Genomic DNA, 22,720 nt, shown 5'->3' on the forward strand with positions numbered 1-22,720 from the left:
GGGGTCCTCTCAGGCGAAGGTGCGGGCTGGCCGGGGTTCGTCGTCGTCGAGGACGCCGGGCGGGCGGCCGAGCGCCGGGTCGGTGGCGCCCCGGGCGGCGTGCCGGGCGAGCAGCGTCCAGTTGGTGACGGCGAGGGTGCCGAGCAGCAGGCTGAAACCGATCAGCGAGGCGAGCATCAGGCCCGGGTCGACGTCGGAGACGGCCCGGTCGGTGGGGAGCAACCCGTACGCGGCCCAGGGCTGCCGGCCGACCTCCCGGGCGAGCCAGCCGAGGATGACCGCGACGAAGGGCAGTGGCAGGGCGCACAGGGTCAGCCAGAGCGGGAAGCGCAGCCGGATCACCAGGTCCCGCCAGAGCAGCGGCAGCAGCAGCCAGACGCAGCCCAGGGTGAACCCGATGAGGATCATGAAGCCGAGCCCGACGTTGGACAGCACCGGCGGGGTGTAGTCACCGGGGCCGAACCGGGTGGTCCACTCGGCGATCCGGGCGTCGGCGGTCGGGCCGGCGTCGAACTTGGTGGGTTGCAGCTCGCCGACCGGGCCGAACTGGGCGAAGCCGAACCCCTGCACCAGGCTGACCGACAGGGCGGCGGTGACCAGCCCGATCCGCAGCGAGGTGCGGTGCAGGGCGAAGTCGGCGGTCCGTCGGATCAGGTGCCAGGCGCTGACCGAGGCCATCAGCATGCCGCCGGTGAGCAGGCTGGCGGCGATCACGTGGCCCAGCGCCATGCCGAGGGTGGGGTTGGTGAGCAACGCTCCGAAGTCGGTCAGGTGGGCGACCCCGTCACGCACCCGGTAGCCGACCGGGTGCTGGAGCCAGGCGTTCGCCACCATGATCCAGAAGGCCGAGGCGTACGCGGTGAGCGCGACCCCCCAGAGCAGCGCCAGGTGTACGCCGCGCCGCAGCCGGTGCCAGCCGAAGATCCACATGCCGAGGAACGTCGACTCCAGGAAGAACGCCACGAGCGTCTCGATCGCCAGCGGGGCCCCGAAGACGTTGCCGACGTAGCGCGACAGCCCGCTCCAGTTCAGCCCGAACTGGAACTCCAGCAGGATGCCGCTGGCGATGCCGAGCACGTAGTTGATCACGTAGAGCTGGCCCCAGAACCGGGTCAGCCGTTCCCACTGCGGGTTGCCGGTGACGAACCAGGCGGTCTGCATGCCGACCAGCAGGGTGACCAGCCCGAGGGTGACCGCCACGAAGAGGAAGTGGATCGAGGTGGTGGTGGCGAACTGGAGGCGCGCGAGGAGCAGGGTGTCCATGACCGCTCTCTAAACGTAGTCCCGCTTGTCGTAGGAAGCCTACACGTAGCCTCGCTACCTATGCATCCGCGCGGCATCGCCGCCGACTCCGGCGGACGGGACGGATCAGGCAGGCAGGGCGCGGTCGGCGGGGCAGGGCGCAGCCGATCCAGCCGGGTGGCCGTGGTCCGGCGGCGTGCGGCGGTCCGGCGGCGTGCGGTCGGTCCGGCCGGCTGCGGTCAGCTCAGGAAGAGGGAGATCGGGAGGGCGGCCAGGGTGGTGGTCACCGCCAGCGCGGCGGCCCCGAGCAGCCGGGGCGGCCGGTCGGCGACCAGCAGCCGCTGCATCCGGACGTCGAGGTCGCGGTCGCCCATGCCGAGCGCGCCGGCCGGGGTGACCCGGTGCCCGGCGGCGGCGAACCGGCGCAGCGCACCCGCCAGTGGGGCGTCGGCGTGCAGCTCACGGGCCTTGTCGTCGGCCCGCATCTCGACCAGCAGGGCCACCCGCTCGTGGGCGGCGCGGACCCACCGGAACCACGGCAACGCCCGGCACAGCGCGGTGAACGGCAACAGCACCAGGTCGTGGCGCTCCTGGGCGTGCGCCCGCTCGTGGGCGAGCACCGCCGCCAGCTCGGCCCGGTCCAGCAGGCTGAGCGTGCCGGCGCTGACCACCACCCGGGGGCGCACCCCGGGCAGGCAGTACGCGGCGGCGCCGGGGTGGTCGAGGACCAGTGCGCCGGGAATCGTCGGGTCCCGGCGGGCGACCAGGGTGAGCAGGTCCCGGTGCCGACGCTGGGCGGTCACGGCGGCGTGCACGCTACGGACGGTGGTGCCGAGCAGCACCGCGCCGATGCCGAAGCCGACCCCGACCAGACCCAGGTGGACGGCGGTCACCCCGGCCGGCAGGGTGCCGTGGAGCAGGTCGTCGGCGAGGGCCAGCAACGCCCCGCCGGTCGGCCGGTCGTACGCGGTCAGCCCGAGCGCCATCGGCAGGCCCATCGCGGACAGGCCGAGGGCCAGCCCGACCGCCTGCCAGCAGACGATCGCGACCCGGGGGGCCCGCCACGTCCAGGTGGAGCCGGCCAACACCTGCGCGGTCAGCCAGCAGGCCAGGATCGCCCCGGCGAAGTGCACGGCGTACGCCATGGTGGCCGCCCTACCGGTCCGTCGCCTCGTCGGCGGTCCGGGCCCGGCCGGTGCGGGGGTCCCCGACCCGGTCGGTCAGCCCGGCCTCGTGCCGACCCGTCGTGGAGCTGGTCGGCCGGGGTGGCGGTCCGGAGCCGGTCGCACCGGCGTCGGGTCCGGCCGGGGCGGGCCGGTCAGCCCCGCCTCCACGCCGAGCGCCGCCCGCAGCACCTCGGCCTCGGTGCCGGTCACCGAACGGGCGAAGCGCACCAGCGCGGCGTCCCGGCTGCCGCCGAGGTCGAGGGCGTCGAGCATGAGCCGGGCGATGTGCGCCTCCCGGCTGGCGGCGGCCCGGTAGCGCCAGGCCCGCCCCTCGCGTTCCCGCTGCACCATGCCCTTGCCGGCGAGCCGGTCCAGCACGGTCATCACCGTCGTGTACGCCAACTCGCGCCCGTCCAGCGCCTCGGCGACCTCCCGCACGGTCACCCCGTCCGACGTGCCCGGGACCACGTCCCACAGCACGTCCATCACCGCCCGCTCAAGATCACCCAACCGCGTCACCAGGCAATCCTACCCCCGGTAGTACGACCGGCTGTCGGACCATCGGGCGGGCCGACGCCCCGGCCGCCCATGCCGCCCCGGCCCACCGGCGACCCGGCCGGTCAGACCCCCTTGGGGTGCCAGACCGTCTTGGTCTCCAGCAGCGCGGTCATCCGGCCCAGGCCCGGGTCGCCCGCCCAGTCGTGGTCGGCCGGGACCGGCCGGAGCACCCGCTTGAGGTTCTCCGCCGCCCCGGCCTCCAGCTCGGTCGCCAACTCCCGGTCGGTCACCCCGGCCAGGTCGATCGCGTTGACGTCCAGGTGCGCGGCGAGCGTCGGCGCGGTCTCGGTGATCCGGCCGGTGAGCAGGTTGACCACCCCACCCGGCAGGTCCGAGGTGGCCAGCACCTCGGCCAGGGTCACCGCCGCCAACGGGGCCGACGGGGAGGCCGCCACCACCACCGTGTTGCCGGTGACGATGGCCGGGGCGATCACGCCGACCAGACCGAGCAGCGCCGGGGACTCGGGTGCCACCACGGCCACCACCCCCGTCGGCTCGGGCGCGGACAGGTTGAAGTAGGGCCCGGCCACCGGGTTCGCGCCGCCGTACACCTGGGGGAGCTTGTCGGCCCAGCCGGCGTACCAGACCCAGCGGTCGACCGCCGCGTCCACCTCGCCGCCGGGGACGCCGAGCGCCACGAACTGCTCGCGGCGGCCCTCCAGCATCTCGGCCACCCGGTAGAGGATCTGACCCCGGTTGTACGCGGTCGCCCCGGACCACCCCTTGACGGCGGCGCGGGCGGCGACCACGGCGTCCCGCGCGTCCTTGCGGGAGGCCAGTGACACGTTCGAGTCCTGCACGAGATACGACCGTCCCGACTCGCTGCGCGGGAACTTCCCGCCGATGAAGAGCTTGTACGTCTTGCGTACCGCGACCCGCTCAGACATTGAGGTACCCCTCCAGCCCGTGCCGGCCACCCTCGCGGCCGTAGCCCGACTCCTTGTAGCCGCCGAACGGCGAGGTCGGGTCGAACTTGTTGAACGTGTTGGCCCAGACCACCCCGGCGCGCAGCCGGTCGGCGGTCCACAGGATGCGCGAGCCCTTGTCGGTCCAGATCCCGGCCGACAGCCCGTACGGCGTGTTGTTGGCCTTCTCCACGGCCTCGGCCGGGGTGCGGAAGGTCAGCACCGACAGCACCGGGCCGAAGATCTCCTCGCGGGCCACCCGGTGCGCCTGGGTGACCCCGGTGAAGATCGTCGGCGCGAACCAGAACCCCCGCTCGGGCAGCTCACACGGCGGCGACCAGCGCTGCGCCCCCTCGGCCGCCCCGGCGTCGGACAGCTCCCGGATGCGGGCCAGCTGGGCGGCCGAGTTGATCGCCCCGACGTCGGTGTTCTTGTCCAGCGGGTCACCGACGCGCAGCAGCGCCATCCGCCGCTTGAGCGCGTCGAGCACCTGCTCGGCGACGTTCTCCTGGACCAGCAGCCGGGAACCGGCGCAGCAGACGTGACCCTGGTTGAAGAAGATGCCGTTGACGATCCCCTCGACGGCCTGGTCGACCGGCGCGTCGTCGTAGACGATGTTGGCGGCCTTGCCGCCCAGCTCCAGGGTGACCTTCTTGCCGGTGCCGGCCACCGACCGGGCGATGGCCTTGCCGACCTCGGTGGAGCCGGTGAAGGCGACCTTGTCCACGCCCGGGTGTTCCACCAGCGCCCGGCCGGTGTCGCCCGCGCCGGTGACGATGTTGACCACGCCGGCCGGCAGGTCGGCCTGCTGGCAGATCTCGGCGAACAGCAGCGCCGTCAGCGGGGTGGTCTCGGCGGGTTTGAGCACCACCGTGTTGCCGGCGGCGAGCGCCGGGGCGACCTTCCAGGCGAGCATGAGCAGCGGGAAGTTCCACGGGATGACCTGCGCGGCCACCCCGAGCGGTCGCGGGTCCGCGCCAAAGCCCGCGTACGGCAGCTTGTCGGCCCAGCCGGCGTAGTAGAAGAAGTGGGCGGCGACCAGCGGCAGGTCGACGTCCCGGGACTCCCGGATCGGCTTGCCGTTGTCCAGCGACTCCAGCACCGCCAGCTCACGGGAGCGTTCCTGGATGAGCCGGGCGATCCGGTACAGGTACTTGGCCCGGTCCCGGCCGGGCATCGGACCCCACACCTTGTCGTACGCCTTGCGGGCGGCGCGGACCGCGCGGTCGACGTCCTGGGCGCCGGCCCAGGTGACCTCGGCGAGCACCTCCTCGGTGGCCGGGTTGACCGTCTTGTCGAGGTTCTCGCCGTCGACGAACCTGCCGTCGATGAACAGACCGTAGGACGACCTGATGTCGACGATCGCGCGCGACTCGGGCGCAGGGGCGTATTCGAACATCATGCTCAGTCCAGGGTGAAGTAGTCGGGACCGGAGTAAATGCCGGTCGTCAGCTTGGTGCGCTGCATGAGCAGGTCGTTGAGCAGGCTGGACGCGCCGAACCGGAACCAGTCCGGGCTCAGCCAGTCGCCGCCGACGGTCTCGTTGACCATGACCAGGTACTTGATCGCGTCCTTGGTGTTCTTGATCCCGCCGGCCGGCTTGACGCCTACCTGCCGCCCGGTGGCGGCCCGGAAGTCGCGGACCGCCTCCAGCATCACCAGGGTCACCGGCAGGGTCGCGGCGACCGGGACCTTGCCGGTGGAGGTCTTGATGAAGTCGCCGCCGGCCAGCATCCCCAGCCAGGAGGCCCGCCGGACGTTGTCGTAGGTGGCCAGTTCGCCGGTCTCCAGGATCACCTTGAGGTGGGCGTCCCCGCAGGCCTCCTTGGTGGCGACGATCTCGTCGTAGACCTCCTGGTAACGACCGGCCAGGAACGCGCCCCGGTTGATCACCATGTCGATCTCGTCCGCACCGGCGGCGACGGCCGCCCGGGTGTCGGCGAGCTTGACGTCCAGCGGCGCCTGCCCGGACGGGAACGCGGTCGCCACGCTGGCCAGGTGCACGGCGCTGCCGCGCAGCACCTCCGCCACGTGCGGCACCATCGCCGGGTAGACGCAGACCGCGCCGACGTGCGGGCAGGTCGGGTCGGCCGGGTCCGGGCGCAGCGCCTTGGCGGCCAGGGCGCGCACCTTGCCCGGGGTGTCGGCCCCCTCCAGGGTGGTCAGGTCGACCATCCGGATGGCCAGGTCGATCGCCTGCGCCTTGGCGGTGGTCTTGATCGAGCGGGTGCCGAGCTGTGCCGCCCGCTGCTCCGCGCCGACCTGGTCCACCCCGGGCAGGCCGTGCAGGAAGGTCCGCAACGCGGTCTCGGATCGCCCCAGCTCGGACAGGTCCGACCGGGCCGACGTCGTTGTCGCCGTCATGCCCCGAATACTACGCAGCCACGAGTCCGGTGATCCTGGTCACAGCAGCCCGGGTCGGGGGCGGTCGGGTAGCCCGGCGTCGCCGCAGGGCCCGGTGGGCCGGGGTGCCCCGGTTGGCTGCGGGTAAGACGCCCCGGCCCGTCGGCCCCGGGTGAGCCGCGTCGCCGCCCGCCGCGCACCCGTACTGCCGGCGGGCCGGGACCGGTAGGTTGAGCGATCGTGGACGTACACGTCATTGACCACCCGCTCGCCCAGTCCCGGCTGACCGCCATGCGGGACGCCCGGACCGACTCGTCGTCGTTCCGGGCCGCGCTGCACGAACTCACCACCATGCTGGTGTACGAGGCCGCGCGCACCTTCCCCGTCGAGAAGTACCCGGTGCAGACCCCGGTCACCGGTGCCGAGGGCACCCGGTTGGCGAACCCGCCGCTGCTGGTGCCGGTGCTGCGGGCCGGCCTCGGGATGGCCGACGCGGCGCTCGGGCTGCTGCCGGAGTCGTCGATGGGCTTCGTCGGCCTGGCCCGCGACGAGGAGACGTACGAGCCGCGCGCCTACATGGAGTCGCTGCCCCGGGACCTCGCCGGCCTGCCGGTGCTGGTGCTCGACCCGATGCTGGCCACCGGCGGTTCGCTGGAGCACTGCTGCCGGCTGCTCGCCGACCGGGGCTGCACCGACATCACCGTGCTCTGCGTGCTCGCCGCGCCGGTCGGCATCGCCCGGCTGGAGCGGTCGGGGCTGCCGTTGCGCCTGGTCACCGCGTCGATCGACGAGGGGCTGAACGACAACATGTTCATCGTGCCGGGCCTTGGCGACGCCGGTGACCGCCAGTTCGGCGGCATGCCCCGGTTCTGACCGGCCCATCTCGCGGCGGCATGCCCCGCTCCCGGCTCGCCCCGGCGTGCGGCCGGCATGCCTCGCCCCGGCGTGCGGCCGGCATGCCCCGCTCAGCTCGTGGTGGCATGCTCCATTTCCGGCCCGCCCAGCTCCGGTGTCTCCGGGCTGAGCTGGCGGGTGGTCGGCAGGTCGCGGGCGGGTGGTCGGGTCGGTCGCGGGGGTTGCCTTCCCACCCAGAGCGAGTCGGTGAGCGCGGGGTGCGTTCAGGCGCTACCGTCTCGGGCCATGACTGGTGTTGCGCTGGCCGAGGAGTTGCTGCTCCTCGCGTATGACGATGAATCCGGCAAGGCGACCATGCCCCGGATCAGTCTTGACCTGGGGATGGCCGCCGCCGTCCTGGTCGAGCTGGCCCTTGCCGGCCGGATCGCGTACGTCGACGGGAACCTGGTGGTGACCGACCCGACGCCGGTCGGCGAGCCGATCCTGGACGGGGTGCTGGGCCGGATGGCCGCCGACACCCCGCACAGCCCGTCCTCCTGGGTGCAGCGGCTGCGGCACGGCCTGCGCGACCGCATCCTCGGCGACCTGGTCGACCGTGGCGTGGTGCGTGACGTCGAGGAGACCGAGCTGGACTTCATCGTGGTGCACCGCTACCCGACCACCGACCCGTCCGTGGAGCAGGACAGCCGGCGGCGGCTGGCCGAGGCGCTGGCCGGCGAGCAGTTGCCCGACGAGCGGACGGCGGCGCTGGCCACGCTGGTTGCGGTGCTGCGGATGGAACCGGCGCTCGGCCTGACCGGCAGCGCGGCGCAGGACGCCCGGCGTCGGCTGGAGGAGATCGCGGGCGGGGCCGGTTTCTCCGGCACGATCAGCCTGGAGGAGTCGGTGGTCCGCCCCTCGGTGGCCCTGGTCGTCACCGCCCTCGGTCAGGCCGTCGACCACGCACTCGGCAAGCGCGCCGTGAGCTGACCGCCACCACCGCACGCGACCCCGCTGGTCGCGGAGGAGCCTCGCAGTTTCCTGGTTGTAGTGGCATCCATCCCGCTCGGATGCCACTACAACCAGGAAACTGAGTCGATCATGCAGTGCGGTGCGTGGCGGGCAATGCGGTGCGGTGCGTGGCGGGAATGCAGCGCAGTGCGTGGCGGAGAATGCGGCGCGGCGCGTGGTGGGCGGGGTCAGATGCCGAGGGCGGTGGCGATCTCGGTGCGTAGCGTGGTGAGCGCCGCCGCCGCCCGGGTGCGGGCCGCCGGCACGTCCCCGTCCGCGACCGGCTCCACCACCTCCAGGTACGCCTTGAGCTTCGGCTCGGTGCCCGAGGGGCGGATCACCACCCGGGCGGCGGCGGTACGCAGGATCACCACGTCGGCGGCGGGCAGCAGATCCTGCGCCTCGGTGACCGGTGCACCGAGCAGCGTGGTCGGGGTGGCCGCCCGGACCCGGGCCATCACGTCGGCGATGATCCGCAGGTCGTCCACCCGGACCGACAACTGGTCGGTCTGGTGCACGCCGAACTCGGCAGCCAGCTCGTCCAGCCGGTCGGTCAGGGTGCGCCCCTGCGCCTTCAGCCCGGCGGCCAGCTCGGCGACGGTCAGCGCGGCGGTGATGCCGTCCTTGTCGCGTACGTGCTCGGGGGCCACGCAGTAGCCGAGCGCCTCCTCGTAGCCGTACGCCAGCGGCGGCGTCCCACCCCCGGCCCGGACGATCCACTTGAACCCGGTCAACGTCTCGTCGTACGCCCGGCCCCGGGCCGCGCACATCGCCCGGAGCAGGGACGACGACACGATCGTGGTCGCGTACAGGCCGTCGACGCCGCGCCGCATCAGGTGGTCGGCGAGCAGCACCCCCACCTCGTCCCCGCGCAACATCCGCCACCCCGTCCCGGTGCCGGCCGGCTCGCGGACCACCACCGCGCAGCGGTCGGCGTCCGGGTCGTTGGCGATCGCCAGGTCGGCGTCGGTGGCGTCGGCGAGGGCCACCAACCGGTCCACCGCGCCGGGCTCCTCCGGGTTGGGGAAGCTGACGGTGGGGAAGTCCGGGTCCGGTTCCGCCTGGTCGGGCACCACCCCCGGGGTCGGAAAACCCGCCCGGGCGAAGGTCGCGGTCAGCACCGCCGCCCCCACCCCGTGCAATGGCGTGTACGCCACCCGCAGGTCACGTGGTCCGCCCGCTTCGATCACCGCGACGGCCCGTTCCACGTACGCGGCGACCAGGTCGTCGCCGAGCACCTGGCCGGGCGGCCCCAACGGCACCTGCGCCAGCGAGCCGACCGCCCGGATGGCCGCCTCGATACCGGCGTCGGCGGGCGGCACGATCTGCGCCCCCGCGCCGAGCGCCCCACCGAGCTGGGCACCCAGATAGACCTTGTAGCCGTTGTCCTGCGGCGGGTTGTGGCTGGCCGTCACCATCACCCCGGCCACCCCGCCGAGCCTGCGCACCGCGTACGCCAGCACGGGGGTGGGCAGCGGCCGGGGCAGCAGCAGCGCCGGCCGGCCCGCGCCGGTGGCGACCTGGGCGGTGCGCTCGGCGAACTCCCGGGAACCGTGCCGGGCGTCGTACCCGATCACCAGCGGACCCTCGCCGCCCTCGGCGGCGAGCCAGCCGACCAGCCCGGCCGCCGCCCGGGTGACCACCGCGAGGTTCATGCCGTTCGGCCCGGCGCGCAGCGGGCCGCGCAGCCCGGCCGTGCCGAAGGTCAGCGGGCCGGCGAACCGGTCGGCCAGCTCCGGCGCGCTGGCCGGCAGCCGGTCGAGCACGGCCCGCAGCTCGTCCCGGCTGGCCGGGTCGGGGTCGTCGTCGAGCCAGCGTCGAGCCTGGTCGCGCATCCGGTCGAGGTCAGTGCTTTCCGCCACCATTGCCTCTTGATAGCACGACGGCGGATCACCGCGTCCGGTCGACCCGGATCACCTTGCCGGGCGGGCCGGTCCGGCCCGCCCCACGAGCCGGCTCAGCTGGAGCCGGTGAGCTGGAACGACTTGACCATCTCGTCGAAGATCGGCTTGCTCTCGGCGAACTTGGCGTCGTTGGCGGTGAGATAGAACGAGTAGACCTTCCCCTCGTGCACCACCCCACGCCACACCCCGTGCCGCTTGTCGCCGCCGTCGCCGCAGGTGTACTCGAACTCGGCGGCCGACTTGCCGGCCAGGTTCTTCTCGCCCATCGCCAGCTGCTCGTAGGGCCTGGCGCAGGAACTCGTCCGCTTGCGGAGGCCGTCCGCTGCCACTTCGACCCAGCGGCTCGAGGAGCCGCCGAACTTCTCGGTGAGGATGCGCACCTTGCGCCCCTTGTCCTGCGGGTCGACGTAGTCGATGTAGACCCCGCCGGTCGCCCGCTGCCAGCCCTTCGGCACGTTCACCCGGATGCCCCGGGCGCTGTGCTCCTGCATCGGCGGCAGCTCGCCGCCACCCGCAGCCGGTGCGCTCGGGCCGGCCTGCGGGGGTGGGGTCGACTCCGGGTCGCCGCCGCTGAACAGCGCCACCGCTCCGATCAGCAACACCACGGCCAGGCCGCCGGCCGCCGCGAGCTGGAGCTTGCGCGGCCAGCCCTTGACCGTGCCGACGAGTCGACCGCCGGCACCCTTCGCCCGGCCGAGCGCGCCACCGTCGGCCCCGCCCGGCGGCGCGGGTGGCGACGTCCACGACTGGCCGGTGCCGGGGATGGACCACTGTCCGCCGTACACCGCCTGGGTCTGCTCGGAGTTGCCGCCACCGCCGTAGATGGCCTGGGTCGGCTCCGCCGTCCCGTAGCCGGCCCGGGCCGGCTCGGGGCCCCCGCCGATGCGCTGGGTGGCGTCGGTGGTGCCGCCACCGATGCGCTGGGTGGCCTCCGGGGCGGCGCTCGGGGTGATCCGCTGGGTGGCCTCCGGCCGGCCGTACGTCCCGGCGGTCGGGCGGGTCGGCAGCGGGTCGACGGTGGGCCCGCCCGATGCCGGCATCGCATCGGTCGGGGTGTGCAGCGGGCCGGCGAACGCGTCGGCGCTGGTGTCGTCGAGGGTGGCGGCCGAGGTCGCCACCGGCTCGGGGCGTTCACCCCGGCGCAGCTTCGCCAGCCGGTCGGTCAGCGACTCACCGGCGGCCAGCATCGCCCGGCCACCGATCTGCCCGCTCGGCTTCGACTCGGCGGGCGGCGCGGTGACGGCCGGCGGCCCCGACGGGCGCTGCACCGGCACCACCGAGTACGGGTCGGTGATCGAGTTGACCGCCGTCGCCGTGCTGGTCAGCGGGCCGGCGAGCAACTCGCGCAGCATCGCCCGCGCAGTGTGCACGTCGAGCCGGCGGGCCGGGTCCTTCTCCAGCAGGCCCATCAGCACCCGGGTCAGCGGGCCGCTGCGCTGCGGGGTGGCCGGCGGGTCCTCGACGACCGCGTGCATGGTCTCGATCGGGTCGCCCTTGTCGAACGGGGGCCGCCCCTCGACCGCCGTGTAGAGGGTCACACCGAGCGAGAACAGGTCGCTGGGCGGGCCGAAATCCTGCCCCATGGCGCGCTCGGGGGAGATGAAGTGCGGCGAGCCGAGCACCATCCCGGGGGTGGTGAGCTGGACGTCGGTGGGCATCCGGGCCACCCCGAAGTCGGTCAGCACACAGCGGCCGTCGGTGCAGATCAGCACGTTCGCCGGCTTGACGTCACGGTGCAGCACCCCGTTGGCGTGCGCCACCTCCAGCGCGCCGAGCAGCGCGATGCCGATCTTGGCGACCGCGCGTCCGGCCACCGGGCCGTCCTCGATCACCATGTCGGCGAGGCTGCGGGCGTCCAGCAGCTCCATCACGATCCACGGCCGGCCACCCTCGGTGACCACGTCGTAGACCTGGACCACGGCCGGGTGCTGGATCGCGGCGGCGGCACGCGCCTCGCGCAGGGTGCGTTCGTACATCGCGTCCCGGTCGCTGGGGGCCAGCCCGGGCGGCAGGACGACCTCCTTGACCGCCACGTCGCGCCGCAGCAGGGTGTCTGTCGCGCGCCAGACCGTGCCCATGCCGCCGTTGCCCACCGAGGAGCGCAACTCGTACCGGCCGCCGATGATGGTGCCGGGTGCTGCGCGTCCGTTGGGAGGACTCACTGGTCCGCCGCTCCACGTCGGGATCTGAGTCACAGGAAAAGCCACCGGGAAAGTCGAGGGGGCTGGGACACAACGTCTCTATCTTGCTGGTTCCGACGCCCGATGCGAAACCCGACGCGGCGGACCTTTGTCCTATCCGACGCTACCGACCGCCATGCCGAACGGTGTGTACCTGGCCGTTCACCTGCCGTCGACCGATGCCGAACCGAGATGTGCGCCATCCCTCACCCCACCGATGCCGCCGGGCGTCCTACCATCCCTGGATGAGTGAAGCGCGGGCGAGCGAGTCGGGGTTCCCCATCAAGGGCGTCTACACGGCTGCGGACCTCCCCCCGGAGCTGGACTCCCGCCTCGGCGAACCGGGCCAGTACCCGTACGCCCGGGGGGTCTACCCGACGATGTACACCTCCCGGCCGTGGACGATGCGCCAGTACGCCGGCTTCGGCACCGCCACCGAGTCCAACGCGCGCTACCACCAGCTGCTGAAGGCCGGCACGATGGGCCTGTCGGTCGCCTTCGACCTGCCCACCCAGATGGGGTACGACTCCGACGACGCCATCGCGAGCGGCGAGGTGGGCAAGGTCGGGGTGGCGATCGACTCCATCGAGGACATGCGGCTGCTCTTCGCCGGCATCCCGCTGGACAAGGTCTCCACCTCGATGACCATCAACGCGCCCGGCTCGGTGCTGCTGCTGCTCTACCAGCTCGTCGCCGAGGAGAACGGCCTGTCCGGCTCGGCGCTCAACGGCACCATCCAGAACGACATCCTCAAGGAGTACATCGCCCGGGGGACGTACATCTTCCCGCCGAAGCCGTCGCTGCGGCTGGTCGCCGACACCTTCGCGTACTGCCGCAAGGAGGTGCCGAAGTGGAACACCATCTCCATCTCCGGCTACCACATGGCGGAGGCCGGGGCGACGCCCGCGCAGGAGATCGCGTTCACCCTGGCCAACGGGGTCGAGTACGTCCGGGCGGCGCTGGCCGCCGGGCTGGCGGTCGACGATTTCGCCCCCCGGTTGTCGTTCTTCTTCGTGGCCCGCACCACCCTGCTGGAGGAGGTCGCGAAGTTCCGCGCCGCCCGGCGGATCTGGGCCCGGCTGCTGCGTGACGACTTCGGCGCGAAGGACCCGAAGTCGATGATGCTGCGGTTCCACACCCAGACGGCGGGGGTGCAGCTGACCGCCCAGCAGCCCGAGGTGAACCTGGTCCGGGTGGCGGTGCAGGGGCTCGCCGCGGTGCTCGGCGGCACCCAGTCGCTGCACACCAACAGCTTCGACGAGGCGATCGCGCTGCCCACCGAGAAGGCCGCCCGGCTGGCGCTGCGTACCCAGCAGGTGCTGGCGTACGAGACGGACCTGACCGCCACCGTCGACCCGTTCGCCGGGTCGTACGTGGTGGAGGCGATGACCGCCGAGATCGAGGCGGCGGTCAACGACCTGATGGACCGGGTCTTCGACCACGGTTCGGCGGTGGACGCGATCGAGGCCGGGTTCCAGAAGCGGGAGATCGAGCAGTCGGCCTACCGGTTCGCCCAGCAGATCGACGCGGGGGAGCGGGTGGTGGTCGGGTTGAACCGCTTCCAGATCGACACCGAGGAGCCGTACGAGCCGCTGCGGGTGGACCCGACGATCGAGGCGACCCAGGCGGAACGGCTGGCCCGGCTGCGGGCCGAGCGGGACGCCGGGGCGGTCGAGCGGGCGCTGGCCGAGCTGCGGGCCGCCGCCGAGGGGGACGAGAACGTGCTCTACCCGATGAAGGAGGCGCTGCGGGCCCGGGCCACGGTGGGTGAGGTCTGCGGGCTGCTGCGCCAGGTCTGGGGGACGTACCGCCCGAGCGACCGTTTCTGACCCCGGTCCGACCGCTGCGGTCCCGGCCGGTGTGCCGCCCGCGACCCGGCGGGTGGGCCGAGCCCCACGTTGATCCGCACGGCGACCTCCGCCGGCAGTCCGCTGCCGGCAGGGGTCGCCGTCGTCGTCCGGTCTGGGCCGCTAGGGGGCGCCAGGCCGACGCGCCCGGGGCTACCGTCGGTGACAGCCTGCGGTGGTGTGCCAGGTCGGCCCGGCAGGCGGCGGGGCGGCTCGGGTGGCCGGGGCGTGCGGTGCGGGGTTCGTGGGTAAACCCGGACGGGTGGACGGGGCGGACAGCATGTCCGCGCGGGCCCGGAGACGCCGTGTCACCGTCGGGCACCGGCTGCTCACCCGGCGGCGTCGGCTAATTGTCGGACCGGCGGCCGACCGGGGCGACCAATGCGACAATTCGGGTACGACGGCCCCGGATCGACGCCGATTTCGCGACCGCCCAATCGGTTACGCGTTGTAGGAGGTGGGGGGCAGATGACGGCGTCCGACCGCGATCTACCTGCTGTCCCGCAGATATTTGACCCCTCCCACCAGGGCTTACGTGACGCTGTGCGCTCCGATCACTACCGTAACGAGGTTGCGCAGCGTCACCGTCGGAGGTCTAGGCTGTCTGCTGTCCTCCCCGATGATCCATCCATTTCTAGTGATCGAGAATTCGACGTGACGAGTGCGTTGACGCTGCCGAACGGCAGCCAGCTGGCGTCGTCCTGGGCGGAGGCGCCGTCCGGGTCCCAGCCCCTGCCCCACGATCTGGATCACCTGCTCGCGCTGCGGGTACCCGGCCTGATCGCCACCCGCCGCCACCTCCACTCCCACCCGGAACTCTCCGGTGAGGAGTTCGAGACGGCGGCGCTGATCGCCCGGGAACTCACCCTCGCCGGGCTGCATCCCCGACTGCTGCCCAAGGGCAACGGGGTGATCTGCGACATCGACGGGCGGCCCGACGGCCCGGTCGTGGCGCTCCGCGCCGATATCGACGCCCTGCCGCTGACCGACGTCAAGGACGTCTCCTACCGGTCCACGGTGGACGGGGTGTGCCACGCCTGCGGCCATGACGTGCACACGGCCGTGCTGCTCGGCGTCGGCATGCTGCTGGCCCAGCTCGCCGACGCCGGCCAGCTCGACGGCCGGGTCCGGATGATCTTCCAGCCGGCGGAGGAGATCCTGCCCTGCGGCTCCCTGGAGGTCATCGAGGCCGGCGGCCTGGACGACGTGGTGCAGATCTTCGCCCTGCACTGTGACCCCAACCAGCCGGTGGGCCGGGTGGGGTTGCGGGTCGGTCCGATCACCGCGGCGGCCGACAACGTCACCGTCAAGCTCACCGGGCCGGGCGGGCACACCGCCCGCCCCCACCTGACCGTCGACCTGGTCGACGCGCTCGGCCGGCTGGTCACCGAGGTCCCGGCCCTGGTCACCCGCCGGGTGCCGGCCAACAGCGGGCTGCTGCTGGTGTTCGGCCACGCCTCGGCCGGCACCCGGTACAACGTCATCCCGTCCGAGGCGTGCGCGGCCGGCACCCTGCGGGTGATGGACCGCGACACCTGGGAACGGGCCCCGGAGATCGTCGCTCAGGTCGTCCGGGACGTCCTCGCGCCCACCGGCGCCACCGTCGACCTGGAATACCTGCGCGGCCGGCCACCCGTCAGCAACGACGCCCGCGCCATCGGCATCCTCACCGCCGCCACCGCCGCCGCGCTCGGCCCGGAGGGGATCGCGGAAACCCCGCAGAGCATGGGCGGCGAGGACTTCTCCTGGTATCTCGAACACGTCCCCGGTGCGCTGGCCCGGCTCGGCGTGGGCCGCGCCGGGGGCCCCACCATGGACCTGCACCGGGCGTCCTTCGACGTCGACGAGCGGGCCATCCCGGTCGGCGTGCGCGTCATGGTGCAGACCGCGCTGCGGGCACTGGCGGCGGCCCGGTAGGAGCCGGCGGGTGACCCCCGCCGCCCGGTCCACCAGGCATCGGTGCGCGTCCCCCGCCGACCGGCCCCGCCGGCGGCGGGGGCTGCCGCCGCCGGCCCCGCCGCCGCAGCACCACCACGAGCGCCGTCACGGGCACCCCGATGATCAGCAGCCAGGGCAGCAGCGCCCCGAGCACAGTGAGCAGTACGCCCATCGAGGCGAGGAAGACGGTCCAGCCGCCGCGCAGGCCCACCATGAACCCGGTCCGGTCCGCCGGTTCGTCGTCGGCCGTCGAGGCGTCCCGGCCGACGAAGGTCACCGTGATCGTGGAGAGCGCGGTCAGGTCGGCCAGCCGACGCTTCTTCGCCTCCAGCGAGGCCAGGTCCGCCTCCCGGCGGGTCACCTCGTTCTCCAACGAGACCAGCTCCGCCACCGTGTCGGCCCGGGCCAGCAGCCGGCGGGCGCTGTCCACCCGGGCCCGCTGGGTGACGATCCGGGCGTCCAGGTCGACGGTCTCCTCGGTGACGTCCTGGGTACGGATCTCCCGGCGCTGCTGCCGACCGTAGGTGGCCAACTCGTCGACGAGCGCGGTGAACTTCGCCGCCGGCACCCGCAGTTGCAGCTCCGCCTGGGCGGACGCGTCGACACTGCGACGCTGGTCGCCGCCGACGAACCCGCCGGTGGCGGTGACCGCGTCCACCGCCCGCCGGGCGGCAGCCTCCACGTCGTCCACCTGCACCCGCATCGTTCCGGTGTAGATGATCGCGCGCTGGTCGACCCGCAGGTCGGCCGCGCCCGTACCGGCCTGTCCGTTCGCCGCGTCGCGGTCCGGCGCCGCGCCGCCCGGTGCCCCCTGCGCCGGCGCCTTCTCCTGCGGCGCGGAACCGGCCGAACTGCCGTCGCGGTCGCCCGCCCCGCACCCGGCCAGCAGCAGCGCCGCCAACCCGATCGCCGCCAGGGCCCGTGCCCCACCGGCCGCTGTCCCCAGTGTCATCCCCGCTCCCGTCGTCGTCCGTCCCCCGGTTCCGGGGCGATAGCTCGGACGCGGCGCACGGCCGCCCCGGTTCCGGCAGACTGCGCTGAGGACATCACGATTCGATAAGCGAGGAGTCACGATGCGGCTCACCAAGTTCTCGCACTCCTGTCTGCGCATCGAACGCGACGGGGCGGTGCTGGTCGTCGATCCGGGCGTGTTCAGCGAGGCGGCGGCGCTGGACGGGGCGGACGCGGTGCTGGTCACCCACGAACACCCCGACCACCTCGACACGGCGGCGCTCGCCCGCCGGCTGGACCGGGAACCCGTCCCGGTGTACGGCCCGGCGGCGCTCGGTGCCGTCCTCGGCGACGCCGCGGCGGCCCTCACCCCGGTCACCCCGGGTGACACGTTCACCGCCGCCGGCATCCCGGTGAGCGCCGTCGGTGGCCGGCACGCCGTGATCCACCCCGACATCCCGGTGGTGGACAACATCGGTTACCTGATCGACGGCACGGTCTACCACCCCGGCGACGCGCTGTACGTCCCCGAGGGGGTCGAGGTGGACACGCTCTTCGCCCCGATCCACGCACCCTGGTCGAAGTTCTCCGAGGTCGTCGACTTCATCCGGGCGGTCGCCCCGCGCCGGGCGTACGCCCTGCACGACGCGCTGCTCAACGACAACGGGTACGGCGTGCTCGACCGGCAGTACACCGCGCTGTCCCGCACCGACTACCAGCGGCTGGAGCCGGGCAGCCGGATCGACGCCTGAGCCGTGGCCGTCGACGAGTCCACGCTGGCCCGGCAGCTCTACCGCACCCCGCCCGACCGGTTCGTGGCCGCCCGGGACGCCGCCGTCGCCGAGGCCCGCCGGGTCGGGGACGTCGCCACCGCCCGGCGGATCGCCGGATGGAAGCGGCCCACGGTGGCGGCCTGGCTGGTGAACCTGCTCGCCCTGGACCGGCCCGAGCTGGTCGCCGACCTCGGGCCGCTGGCCGAGGCGCTGCGCACCGCCCAACGCGATCTCGAGGGTGCCCGGCTGCGGGAGTTGTCCGCCCAGCGGCGGGAACTGGTCGCCGCGCTGGTCACCGAGGTACGCCGGATCGTCGCCGACATTCCCGACGCACCGCCGGCCACCCGACTACCACTGGCCGAGGTCGAGGCCACCCTGCACGCCGCGCTCGCCGACACCGGGGTGGCCGGGCAGGTCCGGTCCGGACGGCTGCTGCGGGCGGTGCACCACTCCGGGTTCGGCGAGGTGCCCCGCCCCCAGCTGCGGCTGGTCACCGGCGGCGTCGCCGAGGAGGCGACCGGTGGCAGGGCGGCGGCTGGTGGTGGCGCGCGGGCGGCCGGGGTGGGACGGCGGCCGGTGGTGCCGGGACGGCGGCTGGCCGCGTACCGGCGCGGGAGGCGGACCGGGGCGGTGCGCGACGGGCCCGTGACGAGCGGGTGGCGGCGCGGGCCGCCCAGGCCGAACGGGCCAGGCGTCGCCGCGCGTTGGACCGGGAGTTGGCGGCGGCACGGGCCGCCCAGCGGCAGGCGGAGCAGGACCTGGACGGTGCGGCAACGGCCGAGCGGGCGGGTGCCGACGCGCTCGACCGGATCGAGGGGGAACTGGCCGAACTGGAACGCCGCCGGGCCGCCGCCGAACAGGAGCTGAGCCGGGCCAAACTGGCCCGTCGGGCGGCTGAGCGGGCACTCACCGCCGCCCGCCGCCGCACCGGGGAGGTCGAGGGGGTGATCGAGGCGGCGGACGCCGAGGAGGCGGACCCCACGGCGGACGCTGAGGGGGCAGACTGAACACGATGAATGCGTGCATCGGGCGGTCGGGATGACGCCGGAACAGGTCGCCGCCGGCAGCAAACCCGCCGTGCTGGAGCTGGGGGAGCTGTTCAGCCGCTGCCCGGGGACCCTGCGGCGGGCCAGGACGATGGGCATTCCCGGCTGGGCGTTCTATGTCACCGGGCGGGCCGGCGCGTTGGGTGACATCCGCGCCGAGACGGTGGCGGCGGCGCTGGGGTTCCTCGCCCCGGAGGCCGTCGCCGACGGGTGGGACACCGCCGTGCGGGTGGTCCGACCGTTGGAGGTGGCCACCGCGAACCTGACCGAGTGCTGCCGGTGGGGTGCCCAGCACCTCGACGACCTGCCCGACACACCCCGGCTGACGGCCCTGCTGGAACGGGTGGTGGCCGCCGCCGACGCGACCGGCATGCCGCTCTTCGCGGCCTGGCGGGCCATGCCGCTGCCCGAGCACACCGAGGGGGCCCGCGCTGCCGTGGCACTGCTGCTGTTGCGGGAACACTTCGTCGGGGCCTACCTGCTGGCGGTCCGGGCGGCCGGGATGACACCGCTGGAGGCCGTACTGGCCGGGCCGGAGGGGGAGGCCGGGGCGGCGGCGTGCGGGTGGTCTCCGCCGTACCCGCCGGTCGGGCCGTTGGTGCGGCGTCGGCTCTGGGCCGAGGCGGTGACCGACCGGTTGGCCTCGGCCGGGTTCCGGGCGCTCCCCCCGGCCGAGGGCCGGGAGCTGATCGAGTTGCTCACCGACGTGCGGGCCCGGCTCCGCGCCGAAGCGGACGGCTGACCGATCCCGGCCGGCCCGGCGCGACCGGTCCCGGCGCGGCCCGGTGCGGCCGGTCCCAGCCGGCCCGGTGCGGCCGGTCCCAGCCGGCCCGGTGCGGCGCGGCCGGTCCCAGCCCGGTCCGGCCCGGCCCGGTGCGACCGGCAGTTCGGTGCGACCGGTCGGCGACCCGAAAAATCAGCGGCGGGGTGGCGGGCTGGCTGCCAGGATCTGCGGCGTGACGCTCCCCGCCGGCTGGACCGCCCGCCGCCCCACCCTGGACGACGTGCCCGCGCTGCTCGCCGTGGTGCACGCCGCCGACACGTTCGCCATCGGCCACCCCGACTTCGACGCCGACGACGTCCGGGCCGCGCTGACCGCGCCGTTCTTCGACCCGCAGCACGACTCCTGGGTCCTGACCGATCCTGATCAGCAGGTGGTCGGCTGGACCCTTGTCGACAACCCGACCGGGGTGGGCCGCGAATACCTCGACGTCTTCGTCGATCCGGAGCGCGCGACGGAGCAGCGGGCCGTGCTGCTCGACCGGATGCTGCGCCGGATCGCCGAACGCGCCACCGAGCGGGGCCGGCCCGCGCTGACCGTCCGCGCCGCCGCCTGCCCGCCGGAGACCCGCTGGGCCGGTGAGCTGACCGCCGCCGGTTTCACCCGGGCCAAACGGTACCTGCGGATGAGCCGGTCGCTGGCCGACCTGCCCGCCGAGCCGCCACCTCCACCCGGGGTGACCGTCCGGCCGCTGCGCCCCGACGACGAGGCCGACCTACGGCTGTTCCACCGGATCCACGACACGGCGTTCCGGGACACCCCGGACTACGAGCCGATCGGCTTCGAGGGCTGGCGGGACCGGCTCACCGACGGCGGGCGGGTCTGGGACGAGTGGTTCCTCGCCGAGGTCGACGGCGAGCCGGCGGGCGCGCTCAACTCGTCCGACCAGGCGCTGGAACAGGACATGGGCTGGGTGCGCACGCTGTCGGTGCTGCCCGCGTACCGGCGGCGCGGGGTGGGGGCGGCGCTGCTGCGGCGGGCGTTCGCCGTCTACGCGGCCAAGGGCCGGGGTCACGCCGGGCTGGGGTTCGACCTGGCCAACCCCACGACGCCGGTCACCCTCTACCGCGCGGTGGGGCTACGCGAGACCCGCTGGATCGATCTGTACGAGCGGAGCGTGCCCGCCACCTGACCGGCCCCCGGCACGCGCCGGCCGCCCCGGTGCGTGCCCGGCTGTCCCGGCCGGCCCGGTGTGTGCCGGAGCTGACGCCCGACGGGGTCGCCGTCGGGCGTCAGCGACGCCGGTAGCACACTGGACGGGTGCGACACGCGTTACGCCGAGGCGGTGCCGGTGGGGCGGGACCGCAGCTCGGAGACGTAGTCGTCGGGTGCGCCCGCCTTCTCGGCGGCGTTGGCGATCTCCGACAGGTACCAGGCGGTCGGCAGGCCGCCCTCGTAGCCGTCGAAGACGTACACCCAGGCGGTCACGTCACCGTCCAGCGTCAAGACCCGCACGGTGAGTTTGCGGTACGTGCCGGCGGTGACGCCCTCCAACTCGTCGAGCTGGGCGGCGTCGTACGGGTCGATGTCGTAGAGCGCCACGAAGACCCGGTCGCCCGGGGACTCGACCACGGTGCTGACGGACCCCTCCCAGCCGATCACGTCCTCGCCCGCGAAGGTCAGCCGCCACCCCTCCAGCCAGCCGACGCCCACCATCGGCGAATGCGGACAGTAGGCACGCATCCGGGCAGGGTCCAGGTTTGAGCCGTAGGCCGCGTAGTGACGCACGGCGATGACGATAGCCCGGCAGACGGGTGGGGGAGAATACGACGGTGCGTGTCGCACGGGTTCGGGAGAAGAAAGTCACTGTGAACACCGAGAGAGGGCGAGGGCTGTGAGCCACATCGTGATCATCGGCGGGGGGCCGGCCGGCTACGAGGCGGCCCTGGTCGCCGCCCAGCTGGACGCCGACGTCACCGTGGTGGAGGCCGACGGCGCCGGAGGTGCCTGCGTACTCTCCGACTGTGTCCCGTCGAAGACCTTCATCGCCAGCTCGGAGGTGGTGACCGGCTACCGGGACACCGAGGCGTTCGGCATCCACTCCGACGGCCTGGAGGCGGTCACGGTCGACGCCCGGGCCGTGCACGAGCGGGTGAAGCGGCTCGCCCTGGCCCAGTCCGCCGACATCCACGCCAAGCTGATCAAGGCCGGGGTGACCTTCGTCGCGGGCACCGCCCGACTCGGCGAGGACACCCTGGGTCACACCCACCGGGTCGTCGTCACCCCGACCGACGGTGGCGAGGAATACTCGATCGCCGCGTCCACCGTGCTGGTCGCGACCGGCGCCACCCCGCGTCAGCTGCCCACCGCGTTGCCCGACGGGGAGCGCATCCTCACCTGGCGGCAGGTGTACGACCTGCCCGAGTTGCCCAGCCACCTGATCGTGGTGGGGTCCGGCGTCACCGGTGCCGAGTTCGCCAGCGCCTACCAGGCGATGGGGGTCGAGGTGACGTTGGTCTCCAGCCGGGACCGGGTGATGCCGCACGAGGACGCCGACGCGGCGATGGCCATCGAGCAGGTCTTCCGCAGCCGGGGCATGAGCATCCTCAACAACTCCCGGGCGGACGCGGTCCGGCGTACCGACGACGGGGTGGAGGTGGTCCTCTCCGACGGGCGGGTGGTGACCGGTTCGCACGCCCTGATCGCCGTCGGCTCGATCCCGAACACCGCCGGCCTCGGCCTGGCCGAGTACGGCGTCGAGCTGGCCAAGGGCGGTTACGTCACGGTCGACCGGGTGTCGCGTACCAACGTCCCCGGCATCTACGCCGCCGGCGACTGCACCGGCGTGCTGCCGCTGGCCAGCGTGGCCGCCATGCAGGGCCGGATCGCGATGTGGCACGCCCTCGGCGAGGCGGTCCGGCCGCTGCGGCTGCGGACCGTCGCCGCGAACGTCTTCACCGACCCGGAGCTGGCCACCGTGGGTGTCTCGCAGGACGAGGCGGACGCCGGCCGGACCCTGGCCCGTCAGGTGATGCTGCCGCTGACCGGCAACGCCCGGGCGAAGATGGACGACCTGGCCGACGGCTTCGTCAAACTGTTCTGCCGTCCGTCGACCGGTCAGGTGATCGGCGGGGTGGTGGTGGCCCCCAAGGCCAGCGAGCTGATCCTGCCGATCACGATGGCGATCGAGAACAACCTCACCGTCAACGAGTTGGCCCAGACCATCACCATCTATCCGAGCCTGTCCGGTTCGATCACCGAGGCGGCCCGCCAGCTGATGCTGCACGAACTCGAATGACCC

At 73.6% G+C, this 22,720-nt stretch carries 18 protein-coding genes and 1 pseudogene; 9 read left to right on the forward strand and 10 right to left on the reverse strand.

Annotation, left to right across the window (positions count from 1 at the left end):
* Positions 1-9: 9 nt before the first annotated feature.
* From J7462_RS24225 to deoC, 6 genes are all read right to left on the reverse strand, one after another.
* Complete coding sequence (locus J7462_RS24225; RefSeq protein ID WP_219466987.1) at positions 10-1,263, reverse strand: cytochrome ubiquinol oxidase subunit I; 1,254 nt, start codon at positions 1,261-1,263, stop codon at positions 10-12.
* A 218-nt stretch (positions 1,264-1,481) separates the two neighbouring features.
* Positions 1,482-2,387, reverse strand: a complete 906-nt coding sequence (locus J7462_RS24230) for a M56 family metallopeptidase (protein ID WP_219466989.1) — start codon at positions 2,385-2,387, stop codon at positions 1,482-1,484.
* A gap of 75 nt (positions 2,388-2,462) precedes the next feature.
* Positions 2,463-2,927, reverse strand: coding sequence for a BlaI/MecI/CopY family transcriptional regulator (locus tag J7462_RS24235; RefSeq protein ID WP_308291014.1), 465 nt, complete (start codon positions 2,925-2,927; stop codon positions 2,463-2,465).
* A gap of 101 nt (positions 2,928-3,028) precedes the next feature.
* Entirely contained in the window at positions 3,029-3,853 is an 825-nt protein-coding gene (locus J7462_RS24240; RefSeq protein WP_219466992.1) for an aldehyde dehydrogenase family protein, read from the reverse strand.
* Complete coding sequence (locus J7462_RS24245) at positions 3,846-5,270, reverse strand: aldehyde dehydrogenase family protein (RefSeq protein ID WP_208568670.1); 1,425 nt, start codon at positions 5,268-5,270, stop codon at positions 3,846-3,848. Before J7462_RS24245 ends, J7462_RS24240 begins: the two co-directional genes overlap by 8 nt.
* A 5-nt stretch (positions 5,271-5,275) precedes the next feature.
* Complete coding sequence (gene deoC, locus J7462_RS24250) at positions 5,276-6,235, reverse strand: deoxyribose-phosphate aldolase (RefSeq protein ID WP_219466994.1); 960 nt, start codon at positions 6,233-6,235, stop codon at positions 5,276-5,278.
* A gap of 219 nt (positions 6,236-6,454) precedes the next feature.
* Here deoC and upp point away from each other — a divergent pair, with 219 nt between their 5' ends.
* Positions 6,455-7,087 carry a uracil phosphoribosyltransferase gene (gene upp / locus J7462_RS24255; RefSeq protein WP_208568623.1) on the forward strand — a complete coding sequence of 211 codons (633 nt, stop codon included), beginning with the start codon at positions 6,455-6,457 and terminating at the stop codon, positions 7,085-7,087.
* Positions 7,088-7,354: 267 nt separating this feature from the next.
* Positions 7,355-8,038, forward strand: a complete 684-nt coding sequence (locus tag J7462_RS24260) for a GPP34 family phosphoprotein (protein WP_208568622.1) — start codon at positions 7,355-7,357, stop codon at positions 8,036-8,038.
* A 209-nt stretch (positions 8,039-8,247) separates the two neighbouring features.
* Here J7462_RS24260 and J7462_RS24265 read toward each other — a convergent pair whose 3' ends face one another.
* Both J7462_RS24265 and J7462_RS24270 read right to left on the reverse strand, forming a co-directional pair.
* Positions 8,248-9,924, reverse strand: coding sequence for a phospho-sugar mutase (locus J7462_RS24265; protein ID WP_219467004.1), 1,677 nt, complete (start codon positions 9,922-9,924; stop codon positions 8,248-8,250).
* 92 nt (positions 9,925-10,016) lie between these two features.
* Positions 10,017-12,158 (reverse strand): serine/threonine-protein kinase, encoded by a 2,142-nt coding sequence (locus tag J7462_RS24270; protein ID WP_219470661.1) that lies wholly within the window; start codon positions 12,156-12,158, stop codon positions 10,017-10,019.
* Between the two features lie 230 nt (positions 12,159-12,388).
* On the opposite strand from J7462_RS24270, the gene J7462_RS24275 reads away from it, so the two are divergent.
* Positions 12,389-13,972: a methylmalonyl-CoA mutase gene (locus J7462_RS24275; protein WP_219467006.1), complete on the forward strand. Its 1,584-nt coding sequence runs from the start codon at positions 12,389-12,391 to the stop codon at positions 13,970-13,972.
* Between the two features lie 672 nt (positions 13,973-14,644).
* Positions 14,645-15,907 carry an amidohydrolase gene (locus J7462_RS24280; protein WP_208568617.1) on the forward strand — a complete coding sequence of 421 codons (1,263 nt, stop codon included), beginning with the start codon at positions 14,645-14,647 and terminating at the stop codon, positions 15,905-15,907.
* Here J7462_RS24280 and J7462_RS24285 read toward each other — a convergent pair.
* Positions 15,864-16,880: a DUF4349 domain-containing protein gene (locus tag J7462_RS24285; RefSeq protein ID WP_219467009.1), complete on the reverse strand. Its 1,017-nt coding sequence runs from the start codon at positions 16,878-16,880 to the stop codon at positions 15,864-15,866. The two genes, J7462_RS24280 and J7462_RS24285, sit on opposite strands and share 44 nt — an antisense overlap.
* Before the next feature lie 121 nt (positions 16,881-17,001).
* Here J7462_RS24285 and J7462_RS24290 point away from each other — a divergent pair, with 121 nt between their 5' ends.
* The 4 genes and pseudogenes from J7462_RS24290 to J7462_RS24305 all read left to right on the forward strand — a co-directional run bounded on the left by J7462_RS24290 (position 17,002) and on the right by J7462_RS24305 (position 20,611).
* A complete protein-coding gene (locus J7462_RS24290) occupies positions 17,002-17,631 on the forward strand; it encodes an MBL fold metallo-hydrolase (protein ID WP_219467010.1) in 630 nt (209 codons plus the stop codon).
* A gap of 3 nt (positions 17,632-17,634) precedes the next feature.
* Positions 17,635-18,659 (forward strand): annotated as a pseudogene (locus tag J7462_RS24295) (hypothetical protein).
* Positions 18,660-18,690: 31 nt separating this feature from the next.
* Complete coding sequence (locus tag J7462_RS24300) at positions 18,691-19,440, forward strand: hypothetical protein (RefSeq protein ID WP_208568668.1); 750 nt, start codon at positions 18,691-18,693, stop codon at positions 19,438-19,440.
* A gap of 214 nt (positions 19,441-19,654) precedes the next feature.
* Positions 19,655-20,611: a GNAT family N-acetyltransferase gene (locus J7462_RS24305; protein WP_208568613.1), complete on the forward strand. Its 957-nt coding sequence runs from the start codon at positions 19,655-19,657 to the stop codon at positions 20,609-20,611.
* A gap of 140 nt (positions 20,612-20,751) precedes the next feature.
* Here the strand turns inward: J7462_RS24305 and J7462_RS24310 are convergent, their stop codons facing one another.
* Entirely contained in the window at positions 20,752-21,207 is a 456-nt protein-coding gene (locus J7462_RS24310; protein WP_208568612.1) for a gamma-glutamylcyclotransferase, read from the reverse strand.
* Between the two features lie 106 nt (positions 21,208-21,313).
* On the opposite strand from J7462_RS24310, the gene J7462_RS24315 reads away from it, so the two are divergent.
* A complete protein-coding gene (locus J7462_RS24315) occupies positions 21,314-22,717 on the forward strand; it encodes an NAD(P)H-quinone dehydrogenase (RefSeq protein WP_219467012.1) in 1,404 nt (467 codons plus the stop codon).
* Positions 22,718-22,720 lie beyond the last annotated feature (3 nt).

Source organism: Micromonospora sp. RL09-050-HVF-A (genome assembly GCF_019374995.1).
Lineage (GTDB): Bacteria > Actinomycetota > Actinomycetes > Mycobacteriales > Micromonosporaceae > Micromonospora > Micromonospora antibiotica.